This is a genomic window from Mesorhizobium sp. ESP6-5, from assembly GCF_020164695.1.
GTDB lineage: Bacteria > Pseudomonadota > Alphaproteobacteria > Rhizobiales > Rhizobiaceae > Mesorhizobium > Mesorhizobium australicum.
On record NZ_JAIUGR010000009.1, the window covers coordinates 24,843 to 42,635 of the forward strand.

General features: G+C 60.3%; 14 protein-coding genes and 1 pseudogene. 3 read left to right on the forward strand and 12 right to left on the reverse strand.

The window, feature by feature from the left end:
• Positions 1–7: 7 nt before the first annotated feature.
• From LB524_RS16195 to LB524_RS16210, 4 genes are read right to left on the reverse strand one after another with little or no spacing between them, the layout of a single operon-like run.
• A complete protein-coding gene (locus LB524_RS16195) occupies positions 8–1,147 on the reverse strand; it encodes a Gfo/Idh/MocA family protein (protein WP_224528615.1) in 1,140 nt (379 codons plus the stop codon).
• Positions 1,122–2,087 carry a hydroxyacid dehydrogenase gene (locus LB524_RS16200; RefSeq protein WP_140789748.1) on the reverse strand — a complete coding sequence of 322 codons (966 nt, stop codon included), beginning with the start codon at positions 2,085–2,087 and terminating at the stop codon, positions 1,122–1,124. The genes LB524_RS16195 and LB524_RS16200 overlap by 26 nt, the downstream gene beginning before the upstream one ends.
• Complete coding sequence (locus LB524_RS16205; RefSeq protein ID WP_140789750.1) at positions 2,087–2,902, reverse strand: HpcH/HpaI aldolase family protein; 816 nt, start codon at positions 2,900–2,902, stop codon at positions 2,087–2,089. The genes LB524_RS16200 and LB524_RS16205 overlap by 1 nt, the downstream gene beginning before the upstream one ends.
• An 11-nt stretch (positions 2,903–2,913) precedes the next feature.
• Positions 2,914–4,350: an NAD-dependent succinate-semialdehyde dehydrogenase gene (locus LB524_RS16210; RefSeq protein ID WP_224528164.1), complete on the reverse strand. Its 1,437-nt coding sequence runs from the start codon at positions 4,348–4,350 to the stop codon at positions 2,914–2,916.
• Positions 4,351–4,630: 280 nt separating this feature from the next.
• Here LB524_RS16210 and iolE point away from each other — a divergent pair, with 280 nt between their 5' ends.
• Positions 4,631–5,530, forward strand: coding sequence for a myo-inosose-2 dehydratase (gene iolE / locus LB524_RS16215; RefSeq protein ID WP_140789754.1), 900 nt, complete (start codon positions 4,631–4,633; stop codon positions 5,528–5,530).
• A 118-nt stretch (positions 5,531–5,648) separates the two neighbouring features.
• On the opposite strand, the gene LB524_RS16220 is transcribed toward iolE, so the two are convergent.
• From LB524_RS16220 to LB524_RS16235, 4 genes are all read right to left on the reverse strand, one after another.
• A complete protein-coding gene (locus LB524_RS16220; RefSeq protein WP_224528166.1) occupies positions 5,649–6,434 on the reverse strand; it encodes an ATP-binding cassette domain-containing protein in 786 nt (261 codons plus the stop codon).
• Positions 6,435–6,436: 2 nt separating this feature from the next.
• Positions 6,437–7,513 (reverse strand): ABC transporter permease, encoded by a 1,077-nt coding sequence (locus tag LB524_RS16225; protein ID WP_224528167.1) that lies wholly within the window; start codon positions 7,511–7,513, stop codon positions 6,437–6,439.
• 108 nt (positions 7,514–7,621) lie between these two features.
• Positions 7,622–8,563, reverse strand: coding sequence for a sugar ABC transporter substrate-binding protein (locus LB524_RS16230; protein WP_224528170.1), 942 nt, complete (start codon positions 8,561–8,563; stop codon positions 7,622–7,624).
• A 374-nt stretch (positions 8,564–8,937) separates the two neighbouring features.
• Entirely contained in the window at positions 8,938–9,972 is a 1,035-nt protein-coding gene (locus LB524_RS16235; protein ID WP_224528172.1) for a MurR/RpiR family transcriptional regulator, read from the reverse strand.
• Between the two features lie 35 nt (positions 9,973–10,007).
• Here LB524_RS16235 and iolD point away from each other — a divergent pair, with 35 nt between their 5' ends.
• Positions 10,008–11,849, forward strand: coding sequence for a 3D-(3,5/4)-trihydroxycyclohexane-1,2-dione acylhydrolase (decyclizing) (iolD, locus tag LB524_RS16240; RefSeq protein ID WP_224528175.1), 1,842 nt, complete (start codon positions 10,008–10,010; stop codon positions 11,847–11,849).
• A gap of 2,452 nt (positions 11,850–14,301) precedes the next feature.
• Here the strand turns inward: iolD and LB524_RS16245 are convergent.
• The 4 genes and pseudogenes from LB524_RS16245 to LB524_RS16260 form a co-directional block, all read right to left on the reverse strand.
• The gene (locus LB524_RS16245; RefSeq protein ID WP_140792711.1) at positions 14,302–14,517 is read right to left on the reverse strand and encodes a hypothetical protein; all 216 of its coding nucleotides are present in this window, start codon (positions 14,515–14,517) and stop codon (positions 14,302–14,304) included.
• A 127-nt stretch (positions 14,518–14,644) separates the two neighbouring features.
• Positions 14,645–14,832, reverse strand: a pseudogene (gene glnQ, locus LB524_RS16250) (glutamine ABC transporter ATP-binding protein GlnQ); the annotation flags it as partial.
• Between the two features lie 114 nt (positions 14,833–14,946).
• On the reverse strand, positions 14,947–16,134 hold the full coding sequence (locus LB524_RS16255; RefSeq protein ID WP_140792713.1) for an NADH-quinone oxidoreductase subunit D: 1,188 nt from the start codon (positions 16,132–16,134) through the stop codon (positions 14,947–14,949).
• A 26-nt stretch (positions 16,135–16,160) separates the two neighbouring features.
• Positions 16,161–17,057, reverse strand: a complete 897-nt coding sequence (locus LB524_RS16260; protein WP_224528651.1) for an SIR2 family NAD-dependent protein deacylase — start codon at positions 17,055–17,057, stop codon at positions 16,161–16,163.
• 398 nt (positions 17,058–17,455) lie between these two features.
• On the opposite strand from LB524_RS16260, the gene LB524_RS16265 reads away from it, so the two are divergent.
• The gene (locus tag LB524_RS16265; RefSeq protein ID WP_141907391.1) at positions 17,456–17,683 is read left to right on the forward strand and encodes a hypothetical protein; all 228 of its coding nucleotides are present in this window, start codon (positions 17,456–17,458) and stop codon (positions 17,681–17,683) included.
• The last annotated feature ends 110 nt before the right edge of the window (positions 17,684–17,793 follow it).

Here is a 17,793-nt window from a genome sequence, read left to right on the forward strand (position 1 = left end):
TTGCTCATCAAGCTGTGCTGACCCAGCGGCCTCCAGTCGCTGAGGTATGGATCGCTTCCACAAGTTCCTGGATGCGCTGTCCGGAGCGGAAGCTGAATGGCTCTGCGCGGATCCCGGCGATAGCTTCGAGAAACAGCGCGACCTCGATGGCCTTGAGATCGTTGAAACCAAGCTGATGGCCGGGGGCCACGCAAAACAGCCCATAGGGCGGATGATCGGGGCCGGCCTGAATACGACGGAAGCCGCGAACTCGACCGGCCTCCGCAGTGGTGTAGAATTGCAGTTCGTTGAAGCGCTCCTGGCTGAAAGCCAGCGCCCCTCTCGAGCCATAAACCTCGAAATTGTGCTGCATTTTGCGGCCGGTCGCCACCCAACTTGCCTCGATGCTGCCGGTGGCGCCGCTGGCGAAGCGCAAGAAAGCCCGGCCGATGTCGTCGACCTCGACGGCGGTACGGCCGTCCTTGCCGTCCGGACGACTGTTGATGACGGTGACCTCGTCGCCAAGAACGCGCTCGATCGGGCCGAGAAGGAACTCGGCGGTCGCCAAGGCATGACTGCCGAGATCGGCCAGCGCACCGCCACCTACCTTGTCGAGGCGAAAGGTGAAGGGACTTTCAGCATCGCCCATGTAGTCTTCGGCGTGGATTCCGCGATAGCTGCGGATTTCGCCAAGCTCGCCGGTCACGATGAGGTCACGGGCCAGGGCCATCATCGGATTGCACAGGTAGTTGAACCCGACCTGCGTGCGTACGCCGGCAGCCACGGCAGCGTTTGCCATCTCGGCGGCCTCTGCTGCGCGCGGAGCAAGCGGTTTCTCGCAATAGACGTGCTTGCCGGCGGCGATAGCGGCCAGCGCCATCTCGCGGTGGAACGCGTTTGGCGCGGTGATGTCGACGAGATCGATATCCGGATCGCCGACAAGTCGGCGCCAATCGCCGGTAGCGTTCTTGAAGCCGAGCGTCCGCGCGGCTGCGCCGGCAAGTTCTTCGGTACGGTCGGCGACGGTATGAAGCTCGAGCTCGAATGGCAGATCGAAAACACGCTCCGCCGCGGCGAACCCAAACGAATGGGTCTTGCCCATGAAACCGGTCCCGATCAGCCCGACCCGCAGCTTGGGTTTCTCATTTCCCAATGACTTCGGCTCCATTGACGACCAGCGCGGGATCGATCTTGCTTTCAAAAAAATCGAGGACGTTCTTGACCGACGACACTGCCATGCGTTCCCCACATTCAACGGTAAGACCGGCGATGTGGGGCGTGAGGATGACCTGATCCATCGCCAGCAACGGGTTCTCCGGCGTTGGCGGCTCCTGGTCGAAAACATCGAGGCCCGCGGCCGCAACCGTGCCGGTTCGCAGCGCCTCAATCAGAGCGAGCTCCTCGACCACGCCACCACGGGCGGTGTTGATCAGGACGGCGCCACGCTTGATGAGCTCGAATTCACGGGCACCGATCAACGGCCTCTCGCCTTTGGGCGCGTGCACGGATATCGCGTCGGCACGGCCCAGCGCAGCGGCGAGGTCGCAGCCCGGCCTCACCGGACCATCCGGCCAGCCAATCTTTTCGAGAAACGGATCGTATGCTTCAACCTCCATGGAAAAGCCGGCAGCCATACGGGCAAGATGCCGACCTATCCGGCCGTAACCCAGGATGAGCAGCCGCTTGCCCGCAAGTTCCGACGACTCGAGCTTGTTGCGCCAGTTCCATCCTTTTTCGCGGACGGCCCGATCGGCGCGCAGCGTGCGCTTGCTGGCAGCTAACAGCAGCATCATGGCGTGCTCAGCCACCGAGACCGAATTGACATCGCCGACGACCGCCAGCGCGATCCCGCGCTTGTTGAGCGCCGGCAGATCAACCGAGTCGTAGCCGACCCCATGCCGCGAGACGATGCGGAGGTTGCGTGCCTTCTCGACCGTCGGCGCGGAAAGCGGCTGGGTGCGAATGACCAGCCCGTCGGCCTTGCCGATCAGCGAGGCATAGCTCGGCTCGGAAACCTCCTCGACATAGTCGTAGGTTACGCCCGGCGACCGATCGAGCAGGGCTATACCGCTTGGATGCAGTTTGCCGGCAACAAGCACGTGAGGCATCAGTAGCCCCCCTTGGTGTTGACGCTCCTGGCTGAGGCTCCAGCCATCAGGGCCCTGAACTGCTTGACGGCGGTTTCTGCGGCGCCGGCGAGTAAACGCACGTCATTGGAGACGGTGGTCATGTCGAAGCCCCATGCCACGGCGCGCCCGGCGTATTCCGGAGTGCCGCAGTGCAGCGCCGCGCGAATGCCGTGTTTGCGGCAGGCCCGCACAATGGCTTGCAAAGCCTCGATCATTTCCGGCTCTTCGCGATCGAAGGCCGGAGGCAGGCGACCGCCGTGCAGGCTGAAGGTGAGGTCGGCCGGCCCGACATAGATGCCATCGAGCCCTGGGGTCGCTGCGATCGCATCGAGATTGGCCATCGCCTCGGCGGTTTCGACCATGGCGAATGCCAGAATTTCTCCATTGGCCTCGGCCGCATAGTTGGCGCCGACCGCGAAATTCGCACGCGTCGGACCGAATGACCGTTGTCCAAGCGGCGGGTATCGGAGGTAGGAGACGAACTTCGCAGCTTCCTCCGCGGTGTTGATCATCGGGCAGATGATCCCGTAGGCGCCGGCGTCCAGTGCCTTCATGATGATGGCCGGCTCGAGCCAGGGGACGCGCACCAGCGGGGTGACGCCCGAGGCGCGCATGGCCTGCAGCATGGGCAGTATGGCGTTGTAGTCTAGCGCGCCGTGCTGCAGGTCGATGCCGATGCTGTCATAACCTTGCGCGGCCATGATCTCGGCGGTGAATGAGTTACCTATCGAGAGCCAGCCATTGATGGTCGGACGGCCTTCGGCCCAGAGCTTCTTGAGGGTATTGGGGATCATGGCGGCAACCTTTAGAAAACGACCTGAGCAAGCTTGGGATCGAGGTAATCCGTGATCGACTCGATCCCCCCTTCCCTCCCCATGCCCGAAAAATTGGTGCCGCCGAAGGGCGCCTCCGAGGCCGCAAGCGCGAAGCTGTTGATGCCGACCATTCCAGCCTTCAGCTCGGCAACCGCCCGGCGTGCGCGCTTCGGACTTTGCGTGAACGCGTAGGCCGAGAGCCCCATGTCGGAGGTGTTGGCGCGTTGCAGCGCCTCGTCGTCGCTGGAGAACGAGGTGATCGCCGCCACCGGACCGAAATTCTCCTCCGCAAAGACCGCCATGTCGTCGCTGACGTTGGTCAGCACCGTGGGCTCGAAGAAATGCCCGGCATTGAAGGCCGCCGCACGGCGGCCGCCGGCGGCGATCGTGGCCCCTTGCCGTTCGGCTTCCGCGACCACGGCCTCGATGTCGGAGAGCCGTTTGCCGTTGATGAGCGGCCCCATCTGCACCGAGGGATCGAGACCATCGCCGAGCTTAAGCGCCCTGGTCCTGGAGACGAAGCCCTCGACGAAACTGTCATGCAGGCTTTCGTGGATGAAGAAACGGTCCGGCGTGACGCAGACCTGGCCGGCATTCGCATATTTGGTCGGCACCGCCACGCCGAGCGCCGTCTCGAGATCGGCATCGTCGAAGACGATCAGCGGCGCGTTGCCGCCCAGCTCCATCGAGACCTTTTTGACTGTATCGGCGGCATCGCGGATCATCTGCTGACCGACCCGCGTTGAGCCGGTCAGGGACACTTTGCGGACTACTTTCGACGCCATGATGGGCGTGTAGGTGGCTTCCGTGGGACCTACCAGCAGGCTGACCGCGCCTGCAGGCAACTGGCCCGCTCGCATGCAGTCAATCATGACCATGGCCGTGCCCGGGGTTTGGCTTGAGGGACGCACCACGATCGAGCAGCCTGCGGCCAGCGCCGGCGCGACCTTGCGGGCCACCAGTGCTGCGGGGAAGTTCCAGGCCGTGAAGGCCGCGGCGACGCCGACAGGCTCATGCAGGACCTCAAAACGCCCGCCCGGGACACGGCTCTCGATGACACGCCCGTAAATGCGACGCGCCTCCTCGGCATGCCAGCGGAATTGATCGACCGCGAGAGCCCATTCCCGCTCCGACTGCGCCAGCGGCTTGCCGGTCTCGCTGGAGATCATCCGCGCCCCTTCGTCCTTGCGGCGCAGCATTTCGTCGGCAATCCGATGCAAAGCATCAGCCCGCTCGAAGGCGGATTTTGCTTTCCATGAACGAAACCCCCGTTGGGCACTTTCGAGTGCGTCGCGAGTGTCCTCCCCATTGGCGCAAGCTACCTCGCCGAGCGCCCTTTCGGTGACCGGACTGAATACCGGCGTAAGGCCTCCCCCGCCTGTTGAGTGCCAGGCTCCATCGATGAAAAGTCCGTAGTCGCCATACATCTGAGCATCCTGAAAACAGCACGAGACACGCTACGCAGAGAGCGCGGCGGTCACAAGATTCCGGCATTGCGGGACGGGTGTTTAACTCCGTTCGGAGCAGCCTCCGGCGCCGCTGATCCTCGGCATGTCCGATGGACCGCGTGCCCTGCGCGAGTTGGCGCAGTCCTCCCTAAAACCGTATTGCAATAATCATTGCAGCATCTATTGATTTGTCAATAGACATTTCATAATAGATCGCAACGCAGCCATTTGCGTCCTCTGTGGAAGGAGAAATCAGAGCATGAAAGCCAAGCTTGGCATCGCGCCGATCGCGTGGTGGAACGACGATCTTGCGGAACTGAGTGGTGACATTTCGCTCGAGGGATGCCTTGCCGAAGCGCGGGAGGCTGGCTTTTCCGGCATGGAGACCGGGCGCCGATTTCCGATGGATGCAGGCTTCCTCGGACCGATCCTCGACACCTATGGCATGAAAGTCTGCGGCGGTTGGTTCTCGGGCTTGCTGCTTGATGGCGACATCGCCCGCGAGAAGGACCGCATTGCCGAACAGATGGCGCTGTTCAAGGCCGTGGGCGCGCCCTGTATCGTCTATGGCGAGACCGCGGGCACAATCCAGGGTGACCGTTCGGCGCCCCTCGTCACCCGTCGTCGCCTGAGCGAAGAGGAGATCAAGGCCTATGGCCGGAAGATAACCGCTTTCGCCGAATGGTGCGCCGAGCAGGGCATGCCAATCGCTTACCATCACCACATGGCGGCACCGATCGAATCCGAGCAGGACGTGGACCTGTTGATGAAGCATTCCGGCGAGGCGCTACCCCTCCTCTACGATGCCGGCCACATGGCCTTTGCCGGCGGCGACGTGCTGCGCGTGATCGACAATCACCACCATCGCATCAGCCACGTTCACACCAAGGATGTGCGCCAGCCCGTTATCGACGGGTTGGATCGCTCCCGCGAAAGCTTCCTCGATGCGGTCGTCAAGGGCGCCTTCACCGTGCCGGGCGATGGCTCGCTCGACTTCGAGACCATCGTCAAACGGCTCGCCGGCCACGGCTATGAAGGCTGGTTTGTCGTCGAGGCCGAGCAGGACCCGATCAAGAACCCGCCGCTGGAAATGGCCAGGATCGGCCATCGCGAGCTGCTGCGCGTCATGGCATCGGCGGGCTACACTGTTGAGGGCTGATCCATAAACAGACGGACCGAAAGTCTTGCGTCATAACGAGTTCACGCAAGGTCCGGGCGCCGCCATTTGGTCGATGCCGGCGCCAGGGGTTCTTGCGGCATAGACGTCTTTTCCATTCTCAGGCGGCTTGCAACTCCGCCTCGCCGGTCTTGGCGCCGGTGATATAGGATACGATGTCCTGCCCGTCGGTATTTTCCTTGCGCAGATTGGCGACGATGCGGCCGCGCCGGAACACCACGATGCGGTCGCAAAGGTCGAACACCTGGCGCATGTTGTGGCTGATCAGGATCAGCGGCTCGCCATTGTCCTTCAGCGTGCGGATGATGTTTTCGACCTGCGCCGTCTCCTGCACGCCGAGAGCCGCCGTGGGCTCGTCCATGATGATCAGCTTGGAGGCAAAGGTCGCCGTCCTGGCGATCGCCACGCACTGCCGCTGGCCGCCCGACATATGGCGGATGGTGTTGGAGAGGTTGGGGATCTTGACCGCGGTGCGGACCAGCGCCGCCTCGGTTGCCTTGCGCATGTATTTGCGGTCGAGGATCGAGAATGGCCCGAGATTGAACAGCACCTTTTCACGGCCGAGGAACAGGTTCGACGGCACGTCGAGGTCGTCGGCCAGCGCCAGGTTCTGGAACACCGTCTCGATGCCCGCCTCGCGGGCCTCGATCGGTCCGGCGAAATTCACTTCCTTGCTATCGAACCAGACCTGGCCGCTGGTCCGCTGCTCGACGGCGGTGATCTGGCGCACGAAGGTCGACTTGCCGGCGCCGTTGTCACCCATGATGGCGACATGCTCGCCCTTGCGCAGCTCGAAATTGGCGCCTTCGAGCGCATGCACGCCGCCATAGCGCTTGGTCAGGTTTTCGGTCTTCAGGACGATGTCTGTCGTGGAGATATCTGGCATGGTCAAGCCCTCAATGCCCGCATGCGTTGACGCCACTGGTCGAGAACGACCGCGCCCACGATGATCACGCCCTTGACCATCTCCTGGTAGTAGGCGTCGAGGCGCAGGAAGGTGAAGCCGGAGATGATGACGCCGAAGATCAGCGCGCCGATCACCGTGCCGATGATGGAGCCGCGGCCGCCCGACAGCGAGACGCCGCCGATGACCGCCATGGCGATGGCATCGAGTTCGTACATGACGCCCATGCCGGCCTGGGCGGTGAGGTTCTTGGAGGAGAGCACGACGGCGGCGAGTGCTGCAAGAATGCCGGCGATGACATAGACAAGGATCTTGTGGTTGGCGATCTTGATGCCAGACATGCGCGCGGCGTCCTCGTTGGAGCCGATCGCGTAGCAGTGCTTGCCATATCTGGTGTAGGTCATGATCAGCTGGAACAGCACGGCCAGCGACAGGAAGATGATGACGGGCATCAGGCCCTTGCCGATGGCGGCGAAACTGTCCGTCGGGAACGAGATCGGCTGGCCCTTCGACCACCATTTGGCGATGCCCCGCGCGGTCACCATCATGCCGAGCGTGGCGATGAAGGGCGGGATGCGCGTGTAGGCGATCAGCGCGCCGTTGACGAGGCCGGCGACCAGGCCGCAGCCGATCGCCACCAGCACCGGGACGATCACGGGCAGGTCGGTCCAGCCTTGGGCCAGAAACATCGCCTTAGGGTTGGGATTGCCGTTCACGGTCGCGACCTGGGCAAAGCTCATGGCGATCATGGCCGTCGCGCCGACGATCGAGCCGGAGGACAGGTCGATGCCACCCGTAATGATCACCTGCGTGACGCCGATGGCGATGATGCCGACGATCGACACCTGCAGAATGATGATCTGCAGGCGCGCCTCGTTGAAGAGGCCGGAGACGTCGCTGCGGGTGTTGAACAGGAAGCTGTCGCCGAGAAAGACCCGGCCGATCAGTTCGAAGACGACGACGAGGATGACGAGCGCCAGGAAGACGTTGAATTCGGCCGGCCATGTGCGCTTCCTGGCGTCATAGCTGACCCCGCCGACGCCGTGAGATGTCTGTGCCAATTCTTCTATCCTCCGTCAGCCGCGGTCGTTCCCCGAGCACCTTCGGGCGCCGAGGGAAGCGGAGCGGCGCTGTCGCTGCGCGAGAGCGCCGCTCCGTATGTCCGCGGCTCAGTTCTTCTTCAGGAACTTGTCGATGTTGGCCGGCGTGACCAGCTGGAACGGGACATAGACCTTGTGTTCCACCTTCTCGCCCTTGGCGAGCTTCAGCGCGGCATCCAGCGCCCCCGCGCCCTGGCCGGCGGCGTCCTGGAAGACGGTGGCATCAAGGTCGCCCGCCTGCATGGCGGCAAGCGCGTCCTGGGTGGCGTCGACGCCGCCGACGACAACCGACTTCATGTCGATGTTGGCGGCCTTCATCGCCTGGATGGCGCCGATGGCGCTTTCGTCATTGTTGGCAATGACGCCGTCGAACTTCTTGCCGGCCGACAGCCAGTTGGTCATCAGGTTCTGCGCCTGGTCGCGATCCCAGTTCGAGGTCTGCTTGTCGATGATCTTGATGAAGCTGCAGTCCGGTGTGGCGATGACATCGTCGATGTCCTTGGTGCGCTGCACGGCGGCCTGGTTGGAAAGCTCGCCCATGATCACATAGACATTGGCTTCCTTCTTGCCGGCTTCCTTGAACAGGCGGCAGACTTCCTTGGTTTCGAGCGTGCCGGAATCGGCCTCGTTCGAGGCGACGAAGGCCTGGTTGTCTGGCAGCGTGTCGACATTGACCGGCTGGCGGTTGACGTAGACCAGCGGGATCTTGGCCGCGGCCGCCGCATCCGACATCGCCTGCGTGGCCGAGGTGTCGACCGGGTTGACGATGATGGCGTCGACGCCCGAAGCGGCGAAGTTCTTGATCTGGTCGAGTTGCTTGGCGACGTCGTTCTGCGCGTCCTCGACCTGCAACTCGACGCCGCTCATGCCCTTGGCCTGCTCGATCATGCCGTTGCGCAGCACGGTGAGGAAATTGTCGTCGAACTTGGCCATCGACACGCCGATCTTGGCGGCCATGGCCGATGAACTCATCAGCGCCGCGAAGGCGACGCCCAAAAGCAGTTTCTTCATTGTATTTCTCCTCCACTTTTGGTGTCCGGTTGCACCGATCACTCCGGAATCCCCGATCGCCCGAGGAATCTCTCCCTGATGTCGTTTCGGTTCCCGAAGCCACCATCCAGAGATTGGATGACAAATGACAAGGATTGCCCCGCAGTGAAGCACGGTTCTCGTCAGTCGATCCGCAACGGCAATTGCAAACATGGATATTCTGCAACGATTTGTGAGTCAATTCGTTTCAAAAAAGAGACATGAATTGCAAAATTCATTGCGAGGGCAGACCGCAACGTCTGCCTGTCTGCAATCGAAATTATGCTGCCGCCGCCAACGTCTCTACCATGGTGAGAGCCAAGAAGAGGACTGGAACCCAATCTGCGAAGTAGGAGCTATTGCCCGGTGACTATCGGGATGCGCGGGTCAACGCCGTTGTTCTGCAATCGCGCCGCCAGCGCCACGGTCAGCGCCTGAGCAAGGCACATCGGGGCCGCAAGCGATCTTGAAAACGTGTATTCGTGCTCTGGGACAGCAAAAAGCACGCGTGCGCCCTTGGTCAGCGGCGACAGGGTGCTGTCCGAAATCGCCACGATGGGAATGCCCCTGCTGGCAACCTCTTCCACAACATTCACGACCTCGTTTGCATAGAAGCGAAACGACACCGCGAAAAGCACATCCTGCGGGCGGATCGCACGAGCCATGTGCGTGGCCAGCCCGCCGCCAGGGTCCAGCAGCGTGCATCGCTTACCCAGCATCGTCAATATGTAGCGCAGGAGTTCCACCACTGGCGCCGAGCGCAATTGCCCGATCAAATATATGACGTCGGCTTTCTCCAGAAGGTTGACCGCTTCGGCCAAGTCCCCCGGCGGGATAGCAGTCAGCATCTCCTGCAGCGAGGCGATGTCACGGACCACCAGATCGTGCATCAAAGCGAACTCGCTGCGGTCGGTTCGCGCCCCCAGTTCCGTCTCCAGCGCCTTGACGCGCGCTTCAAAGCCGGGCGCCGCGGTGGACAATCGCTTCTGGAAAAGGGTTTGGAGATCCTTGAAACCCTCATAGCCCAGTGCCTGGCCAAAGCGCACGAAGCTCGATGCGTGAACGCCGCTGCTTTCAGCGATCGCGTTCACGGATCGCACCGCGACATCATTCGGGTTCTGCGTGAGATACAACGCTATCTTCTGGTAAGACTTGCTCATCTGCTCATACCGATCGTGGATCAAGCGGATGAGTCCCTCGTAGTCCTTTGGGGCTTTGACTTTCTCTTCCACGACCGACATCCTTGCAATTTTCGTTGCATGATGGCTTTTTTGCGCTTGGTTTACCAGTGTTGAAATTACACGTTGAAAACCGGTGGTCCGAGTCTGCGTTACCTTCTGCAATGGTGCTTGCAAAAAAGAAAATTCTGCAATAAGAATTGAATACATCATTCGGCATGAGTTGCCGCGATGCCCGGAGGAATCAAATGTCAGTCGTCCGTCTGACCATGGCGCAAGCCTTGGTCCGCTATCTTTGCAATCAGTTCACGATCGTCGACGGGGAGCGGGTACCGCTCTTTCCGGGCGTCTTCGCCATCTTCGGGCACGGCAACGTCACCTGCCTATCGGAAGCGCTGGAAGCGGTCCAGGATCGGTTGCCCACGTGGCGCGGGCAGAACGAGCAGTCGATGGCCCTCGCGGCAATCGGTTTCGCTAAAGCCAAGCGCCGCCGCCAGATCATGGTGGCCGCGACGTCGATCGGCCCCGGCGCCCTCAACATGGTCACCGCCGCCGGTGTTGCCCATTCGAACCGTCTGCCGGTGCTGATGCTCTCTGGCGATACTTTCATCAATCGCCGCCCCGACCCAGTCATGCAGCAGGTCGAACACTTCGGCAATCCGACTATCAATGTGAACGACGCCTTCAAGGCGGTGACCCGTTATTGGGACCGCATCGTCCATCCTGAAGGCATTATCTCATCCCTCCCCCAGGCAGTAGCCACGATGCTGGATCCCGCCGATTGCGGTCCGGCATTCATCGCACTGCCGCAGGATGTCCAGGAGATGGCTTGGGACTACCCAGAGGAATTCTTCGCCGAGATCGTGCACGCGATCCCGCGACCGCGCCCTGACGCCAATCGGCTGGCTGAAGCGGTGAAGCTGCTGAAGGCAGCCAAGCGTCCGCTGATCATTTCTGGCGGCGGCGCCCGTTATTCGGGCGCCGAGCACGTGTTGGCCGACCTGGCCCTCATCCACGGCATTCCGTTGTGTGAGACGATCGCCGGCAAAAGTACCGTAAGCCACAATCATCCTGCTTATGTCGGCCCCATCGGCATCGTCGGCTCAACGTCGGCTAACGCGCTTGCCGCTTCAGCGGACGTGATCGTTGCCGTCGGCACGCGTCTAATGGACTTCACCACCGGCTCCTGGAGCGCTTTCGCAACGGACGCCAAATTCATTTGCATCAACGCTGCCCGCTGGGACGCGACCAAGCATCGTGCCTTGGCCGTGGTAGGCGATGCTCTCGCCACGCTCAACGAATTGGGGCAATCACTCGTTGAGTGGCAAGCACCACGCGAATGGACGGAGAAGGGCCGAACAGAGTTCGCCAAGTGGAACAAGGCGCTGGACGGGTATCAGCAGCCGACCAACCAGCCCGTTCCCAGCTACGCCCAAGTTATCGGCATAGTGAATGCGCGCGCAGGCGAACGCGACCTGGTCATCACGGCCGCGGGCGGCCTCCCGGGCGAGGTCATGAAAAACTGGCGCGTCAAGGCGCCCAATACGTTCGACTGCGAATTCGGCTTCTCTTGCATGGGTTACGAGATCGCCGCCGGCTGGGGCGCCGCGCTGGCCGATCCCAGCCGAACCCCGATCGTGATGATCGGTGACGGCACCTACATGATGATGAACTCGGACATTTATTCGACTGTCCTGTCAGGCCATAAGATGGTGGTGATCGTCTGCGACAATGGCGGCTACGCCGTCATCAATCGCCTCCAGAATGCAAAGGGCGCGGCGTCATTCAACAACCTAATCAAGGATTGCCGCGTCAAGGAGTCGTTCAGCGTCGACTTTGTGAAGCACGCCGAATCGATGGGCGCACTCACGCGGCGCGTCGACAGCCTCGCGGACCTCGGTCAAGCCGTCGATTGGGCCCTCGGAACGGACCGGACGACGGTCATCACGCTGGTGTCCGATGGTTTCACCTGGACGCCTGGTGATGCGTGGTGGGATGTGGGTGTGCCCGAGGTGAGCGCCAGGCCGCAGGTGCGCGAAGCCCATGTGAAACAGGCCCAAGCTCGCAAGAAGCAGCGAGTAGGCGTGTGACTTCGTCCAATCCGGAGGTAAAACTCATTGTCGAGTTGCGCGACCCCGCGAAACCGTATGGGCTGAGTTCTCAAGGCGCCTCAGCCCAAATCGAATAGCGTCGAGGCCGTCAGGCTCGGCGGCTAGCATTCGCAAGCGTTGAGAACCCACGTTGCTTTTCGGAGGATACGGACATGAGAAGCTTTGACTATGCACCTCCTGTCGCACGACCGTCGCTTGCAACATGCTCGACAGTGGCCCGCGCCCGGACTGGCCGGCCTACAACATCGAGAAGATCGGCGAGCACAATTATCCCAATGCCCGTGATGGTGGCTGGGTTTACCGAAGATGAGCTTAAGTTCACCCAGCGCGGCCCGTTCTGACGGGCACCGGTTAACAAGAAACCAGGCAGGAAGGGTGGCAGATCCTGCACCAAGGCCTTGCCACCGGCAATTCCGAGCAGGCGTTCAGGATTGCCGACCACGTCAAGATCCGGGGCGCCGCGTTGCGCGACGGGCTGCTTTCCATCGACCAGGAGCAGGAGATTCCTGAGGAACTGAGCCCGCCGCAGCGAGATCAGCGGGCAGACCAGAGCGGCGTTTGAATTCGCAGATCGCCCCAGGAGACGCAATTGGCGGGCAAAGCGACCTGATTCAAGAACGAAGGCTGCGGTCCTCCCGGGCCCGTCCCGGGAGGCCATGACTGCGGCAAGAACAGCCGATGAACCTTGGCTTTGTAAGGGATCTCAGAGTCAGGCAGGAGTCTAGCTAACGGAGCGCTATCGTCGACAAGCCGGAGGCCTCGCCCAAGCACGAGCGGATGGATCTCAGCACAAAGTAGTCGATCAGTTTGAACCGCATCTGCAGCGATGTCGCGCAAGACTCTTCTGGGTGTTCGGTGGGTTTAAGTCCCATACCGGCACTCCAGCGCCTCCGCAATCCGCTCGCAAAGCTGTTCTCCTCCGATGATGCTGAGGTGCAGACGAAGACGTCTTCCCCCCACGTCAACTATGGTTACGACAGCCGCATACTCAGAATAACCGGTCAATTGTAGAACATCCTTGAGAACGAAATCTTGTGCTTCAGATGGATCATCCATTCGACGTCCTTCAAATTCGAGAGTGCGTGAGAGAGCGGTTTCCTTCGCCCGCAGAGAAGATCTTCAGCATTTGAAATGCGGATATTGACTCATTGCAGCCCGGAAAGAACGGTCCGATCCGCTGCCTTTACTGACTTCCTGCACGTCATTTGATTCCCCGTCAGATTTTCTCCTTCAGTACAACGCAGCAACCTGGCCATAGCATTCGGCCTCGTCTCTTCGGCGGTCGGATATCAAGGGCCATTGTCAACCGGCGGCTGTGCAGGCAAACCGAGCCTGCTCCTTTCAACATCGGCGAAGATTTCCGCCGAGGTCTGAACCTTGAAGAGGTGAACTATTGCCGTGCCCCTTTCGACGACGCGGACTATCCACTCAGTGCCGGCAGATTTCACCCGCACGTCATTCGGCTCGCCGGCCACCATCCACGCCACCATGATGCGAATTCGATTCAGTACTGCTGACAACCCGCTATGCTGTGGCTTTTTGTCAATCCAAAACTTTTTGATGGTTGATCTTCACGTAGATAATGGCGAAAGAAAACATCAATCAGAATGGACTTCCGACACGGACATAGAACGTCTCTAAGTCACCACGACCAACGTCCTGGATCACGACTTTAAGCCGCTTGGCCCACCTCTCCTTGTCCTTCGTTGCTGTCATGCATTGACTTGTTGGGTCTCGATCTTAACTCACGACCCTGATCTAAGCGACGTCCCAGATGATCTGCACCGGGATGGCGTAACGCTGGCTGGAGAAGATCGTATAGGCCCAGCTGTCGGCAAGCCCGGTCAGCGTCATCGACTGCCCTCATTGCTGACCTGGATCAGGCCGCACAGCGTCCGCAGGCAGATCATCGCCAGATCACGCTTAGATGAACACGCGCGGTATTAGCTTCCTGGACCAACGGCTCGCGATACCGTTTCCCAGACGCCTGAGGCGGACGTCATCTCAGTTGACGAACTGACTCACAAGCTGATGCCGACGCCAAGGCGCTCTGCATAACGTGGGAAGAGACTGATGAGGAGGTGGACAGCCTCTCGCTGCTATAGTCCATTTCGAACCCGGTCTGGCAGAGACGCTGTGCGACCTTTGCCTGCATCAAGCTCCTGAATTTGTGAGCCTGCTGGTGGAGATACAAAGGATCGAACGCGGCGAATTTCATAAGAGCCCTCGGGTTCTCCACGGTGATCGTGTGGCCGTTTGTGGTAATGAGCTCTCGGCTCCTTAATCCCTGAAGCGTCCGGTTCATGTGGACGAGCGACATCCCATCGTGTCGGCAAGTTCCTGCTGGATTAGCGGCAAGTCGAAACTGTTGCCTCGGGCGCAGCGGGCGCTCTCAGGCGGGAGCTCCGCATAGCATCTTGAGCATTGTCACTCAAATTCGCGCCATTTTCCGGACCGGCGCATGGAATTGCGGGTGACAGGACTTGACCACAAAGTTCAACGTCATCAGATCGAGCAGAAACTGGTCGATCGTGTCGGTTGCAGCGCCTGACCTCTCCCTTAGCCGTGCTAACAGCTCTCGCGCGTGCTCCACCGCTGCCGCGTTGGGCACGTCTATCAAAGCCTCGATGCCCTCGAAAATTTCCAATTCACCCTCACATACGACAGCAATGAATGCTGTGCCGCCCTGCGAATGTCCAGGGAAAGCATAAAAAAGAGCGTGTCTCGGACACACTAACTCGCCGGCTGCGGCCTGGCAAAATTCGCGTCAGTTGCTTCAAAATCTGGCTGAGAAACAGCTTGGTCCGGGCATGCGGGGAGTCCCGAAGAAGCTGTCGGGCTTGCCTTCCTTGACGATCTGGCCGCCATCCGTGAAGATCATGCGGTCGGCCACCGCGCGAGCAAATCGCATTTCATGCGTGACGCACACCATCGTGCCGTCGCGGGCAAAGCCCGCCATGGTCGGCGCATCCCAATTCAAGAGCTAATAAAGACAACCGGCGGCTAGCTGTAAGGCTATCGCTGGCATCATTGCTGAAAACCTGTCGCCATCGGCTGGGCTGGCGGCTCCGCAGGACTATCGATCCACGTCGCCCAAAACAATGTCCAGTGAACCTAGAATGGCCGTGACATCGGCTAACATATGGCCACGGCAGAGTAGGTCCATTGCTTGGAGATGAGCGAAGCTCGGAGGACGCAGCTTGCATCGGTAAGGCTTGTTCGTGCCGTCGGCGACGAGGTAGACGCCAAACTCCCCCTTCGGCGCTTCCACCGCCGCGTAAACCTCGCCGGCCGGCACACGAAAGCCCTCCGTATAGAGCTTGAAATGATGGATCAAAGCCTCCATCGAACGCTTCATTGCCGCACGTCTGGGCGGGACGACCTTGCCGTCGCTATTGGAAACCGGCCCAGGTCCTTCGCTTGCGAGCAGGTCGATACATTGCCGCATGATCTTGGCCGACTGGCGCATCTCCTCCATGCGCACCAGGTAGCGGTCGAAACAATCGCCGTTCCTGCCGACGGGTATATCGAAGTCCATCTCGGCATAGCACTCGTATGGCTGGGACTTCCGCAAGTCCCAGGCGGCACCTGATCCCCGCACCATCACGCCTGAAAAACCCCACGCCCAGGCGTCGCTTTGCGAGATCTGACCGATGTCCACGTTGCGGAGTTTGAAGATGCGGTTGTCCGTCAGCAGCCTGTCCAGGTCATCCACGGTTTTGCGGAACGGGTCGATCCAATTGCCGATGTCTGTTATCAAGTCTGGCGGCAGATCCTGATGCACGCCGCCGGGACGAAAATACGCGGCATGCATCCGAGAGCCGCTGGCCCGTTCGTAGAAGACCATCAGTTTCTCGCGTTCGACAAACCCCCACAAGGGCGGGGTCAGTGCTCCCACGTCCATGGCTTGGGTGGTGACATTGAGCAGATGAGAAAGTATCCGCGAAATCTCGCTGAATAGAACCCTGATCAGCTGGCCACGCCGCGGCACGGCTAGACCCATCAGTTTCTCGATTGCAAGGCACCAGGCATGTTCCTGGCTCATCGGTGCCACGTAATCGAGACGATCGAAATATGGCAACGCCTGGAGATAAGTCTTGGTTTCGATCAGTTTCTCGGTGCCGCGATGAAGCAGGCCGATATGAGGGTCGACACGATCGACGACCTCGCCGTCGAGCTCGAGAACCAGGCGTAGCACGCCGTGCGCCGCAGGATGCTGGGGACCGAAATTGAGATTGAAATTTCGGACGGAATTCTCTGCCATCTAGCGGGCTCCTTCGAGAGGCTCGCCTAACCTCCCTCCGAGCCGGACGTTCCATTTGTGCGCCCGGCCGGCATTGTTCCACCAGGCTCCGCCAGTTGAAACTTCGGCTCATGCTCAACCGCTTCCGCCAATTGACTGAGGAAATTCACCAGAGCAGCTTGCGGATCATCGAGTTCGCCGACGACCACTGAAATACCCCAACGCCCAAGCACCGCCTCCTCCACAGGATTTCGGCTGGTCATGAAAATGAAAGAAGGAGGGCGATCTTTTTCATACCCAGATCGATGCCAGGTTTGCCACAGGCGATGCAACAGCAACCGGATGTTCGGGTCGGAGAGGCTATAGCCTATGAACAGGATCGTGCTGCCAAGTGCATCGGAACGAAACCGCACATCGAGTGGGGAATTAAAGGAAAGCCGGTCAAGATAATCCGTTTCGGTCAGGACAAGAGAAGAATCCTCGTCGAAGTCGCCATGGAACTTGACGATGTGGGTGACCCCCTGGCGGGCTTGAGCTACATCCCGTGCATTGGCCACCTTGACGTATCGTCGACCGTATATTTCGAACGCCAGTTCCAGATTCCGGTCGTAATTCGTGGTATAGATGATGGGGAAATTGAGCATCACGATGAGGCGATGCAACTCCGATTTTTCTATCCGATCCTTGGCGACCGACCAGTTTCTGTCCATCCAACTGCGCAGTGGTCCGATGCTGCCATGCCGTATCCGATAGTACTCGGCCAGAGTTTGAAATCGGTCGCGGCGCATCGAAAACTCGTCATCGATCCCAAGTTCTTTTGCCATCTGCTCGATCAGTTTTTCCCAAGACGGAAGCCCAACGCTGATCGAGACACCCGCCCCGACGAAGAGGATTGCACTACCGCGGCCGATAGCTTTTGCCAGTGATTCGAGACCATCGTTCATGAACAGGTGCCGGTGCTGGCTGAGGCGCTCCAAACAGTTGCGGCCGTCGCAGAGGGCATCGAGGTTCTCTTTCGCGTCACTGGCATTCGTTGGCGACCAAACCAAGAGAGCCACGCTGTGTTCCAGGACGCGGTCCGAAACTTGCCGTCAGCGCGGTCGCGTTTGGTGACGAGTTGAGACGAGCAGGGCAGCGGCTCCCAATGGTAGGGGCAACAACCACCTAGGAAGGCGACAACCGGAAGCAGCCAAGGCGAGAGGTTCCGATCAGACGATGGACCTTCTCCTTAGCCAAGCACCCTTGTGCTGAATTGTTCTCGAGCAAAACAAATCGGGGCCTTTAACAAATCTAAGTGCAGCCGGGGCTCGTTCTTGTACGTTCACGAGGAATGGAGGCTGCGATGAGCCAAAAGCGCCGTGATCTGGACTACCTTATTCAGCACTATATTGACTGCAGGCGAGGCAAACCTTGGCCGCTGTCAGTATCGGCGGCCGTGGTGGCGATACGAACAGTTTTCCGCGAAAGCCTCGCTTCTGATCGTGAATTGGCAACGCTTATTGCCAGAGCTGCGATCGATCGAGGACAGGTTATCGAGTTCGACCTCAATGAGCCTGCGCAGACGGCATAGGGCCGATCGACGCAGGTAGCTCGACCAATCCTCGCGGCAGGGAGTCGCCAGCCGGCTGGAATTGGGGCGCGGGTGCGGATAGCTCTGCAAGAAGACCTCGGACTGCTCGT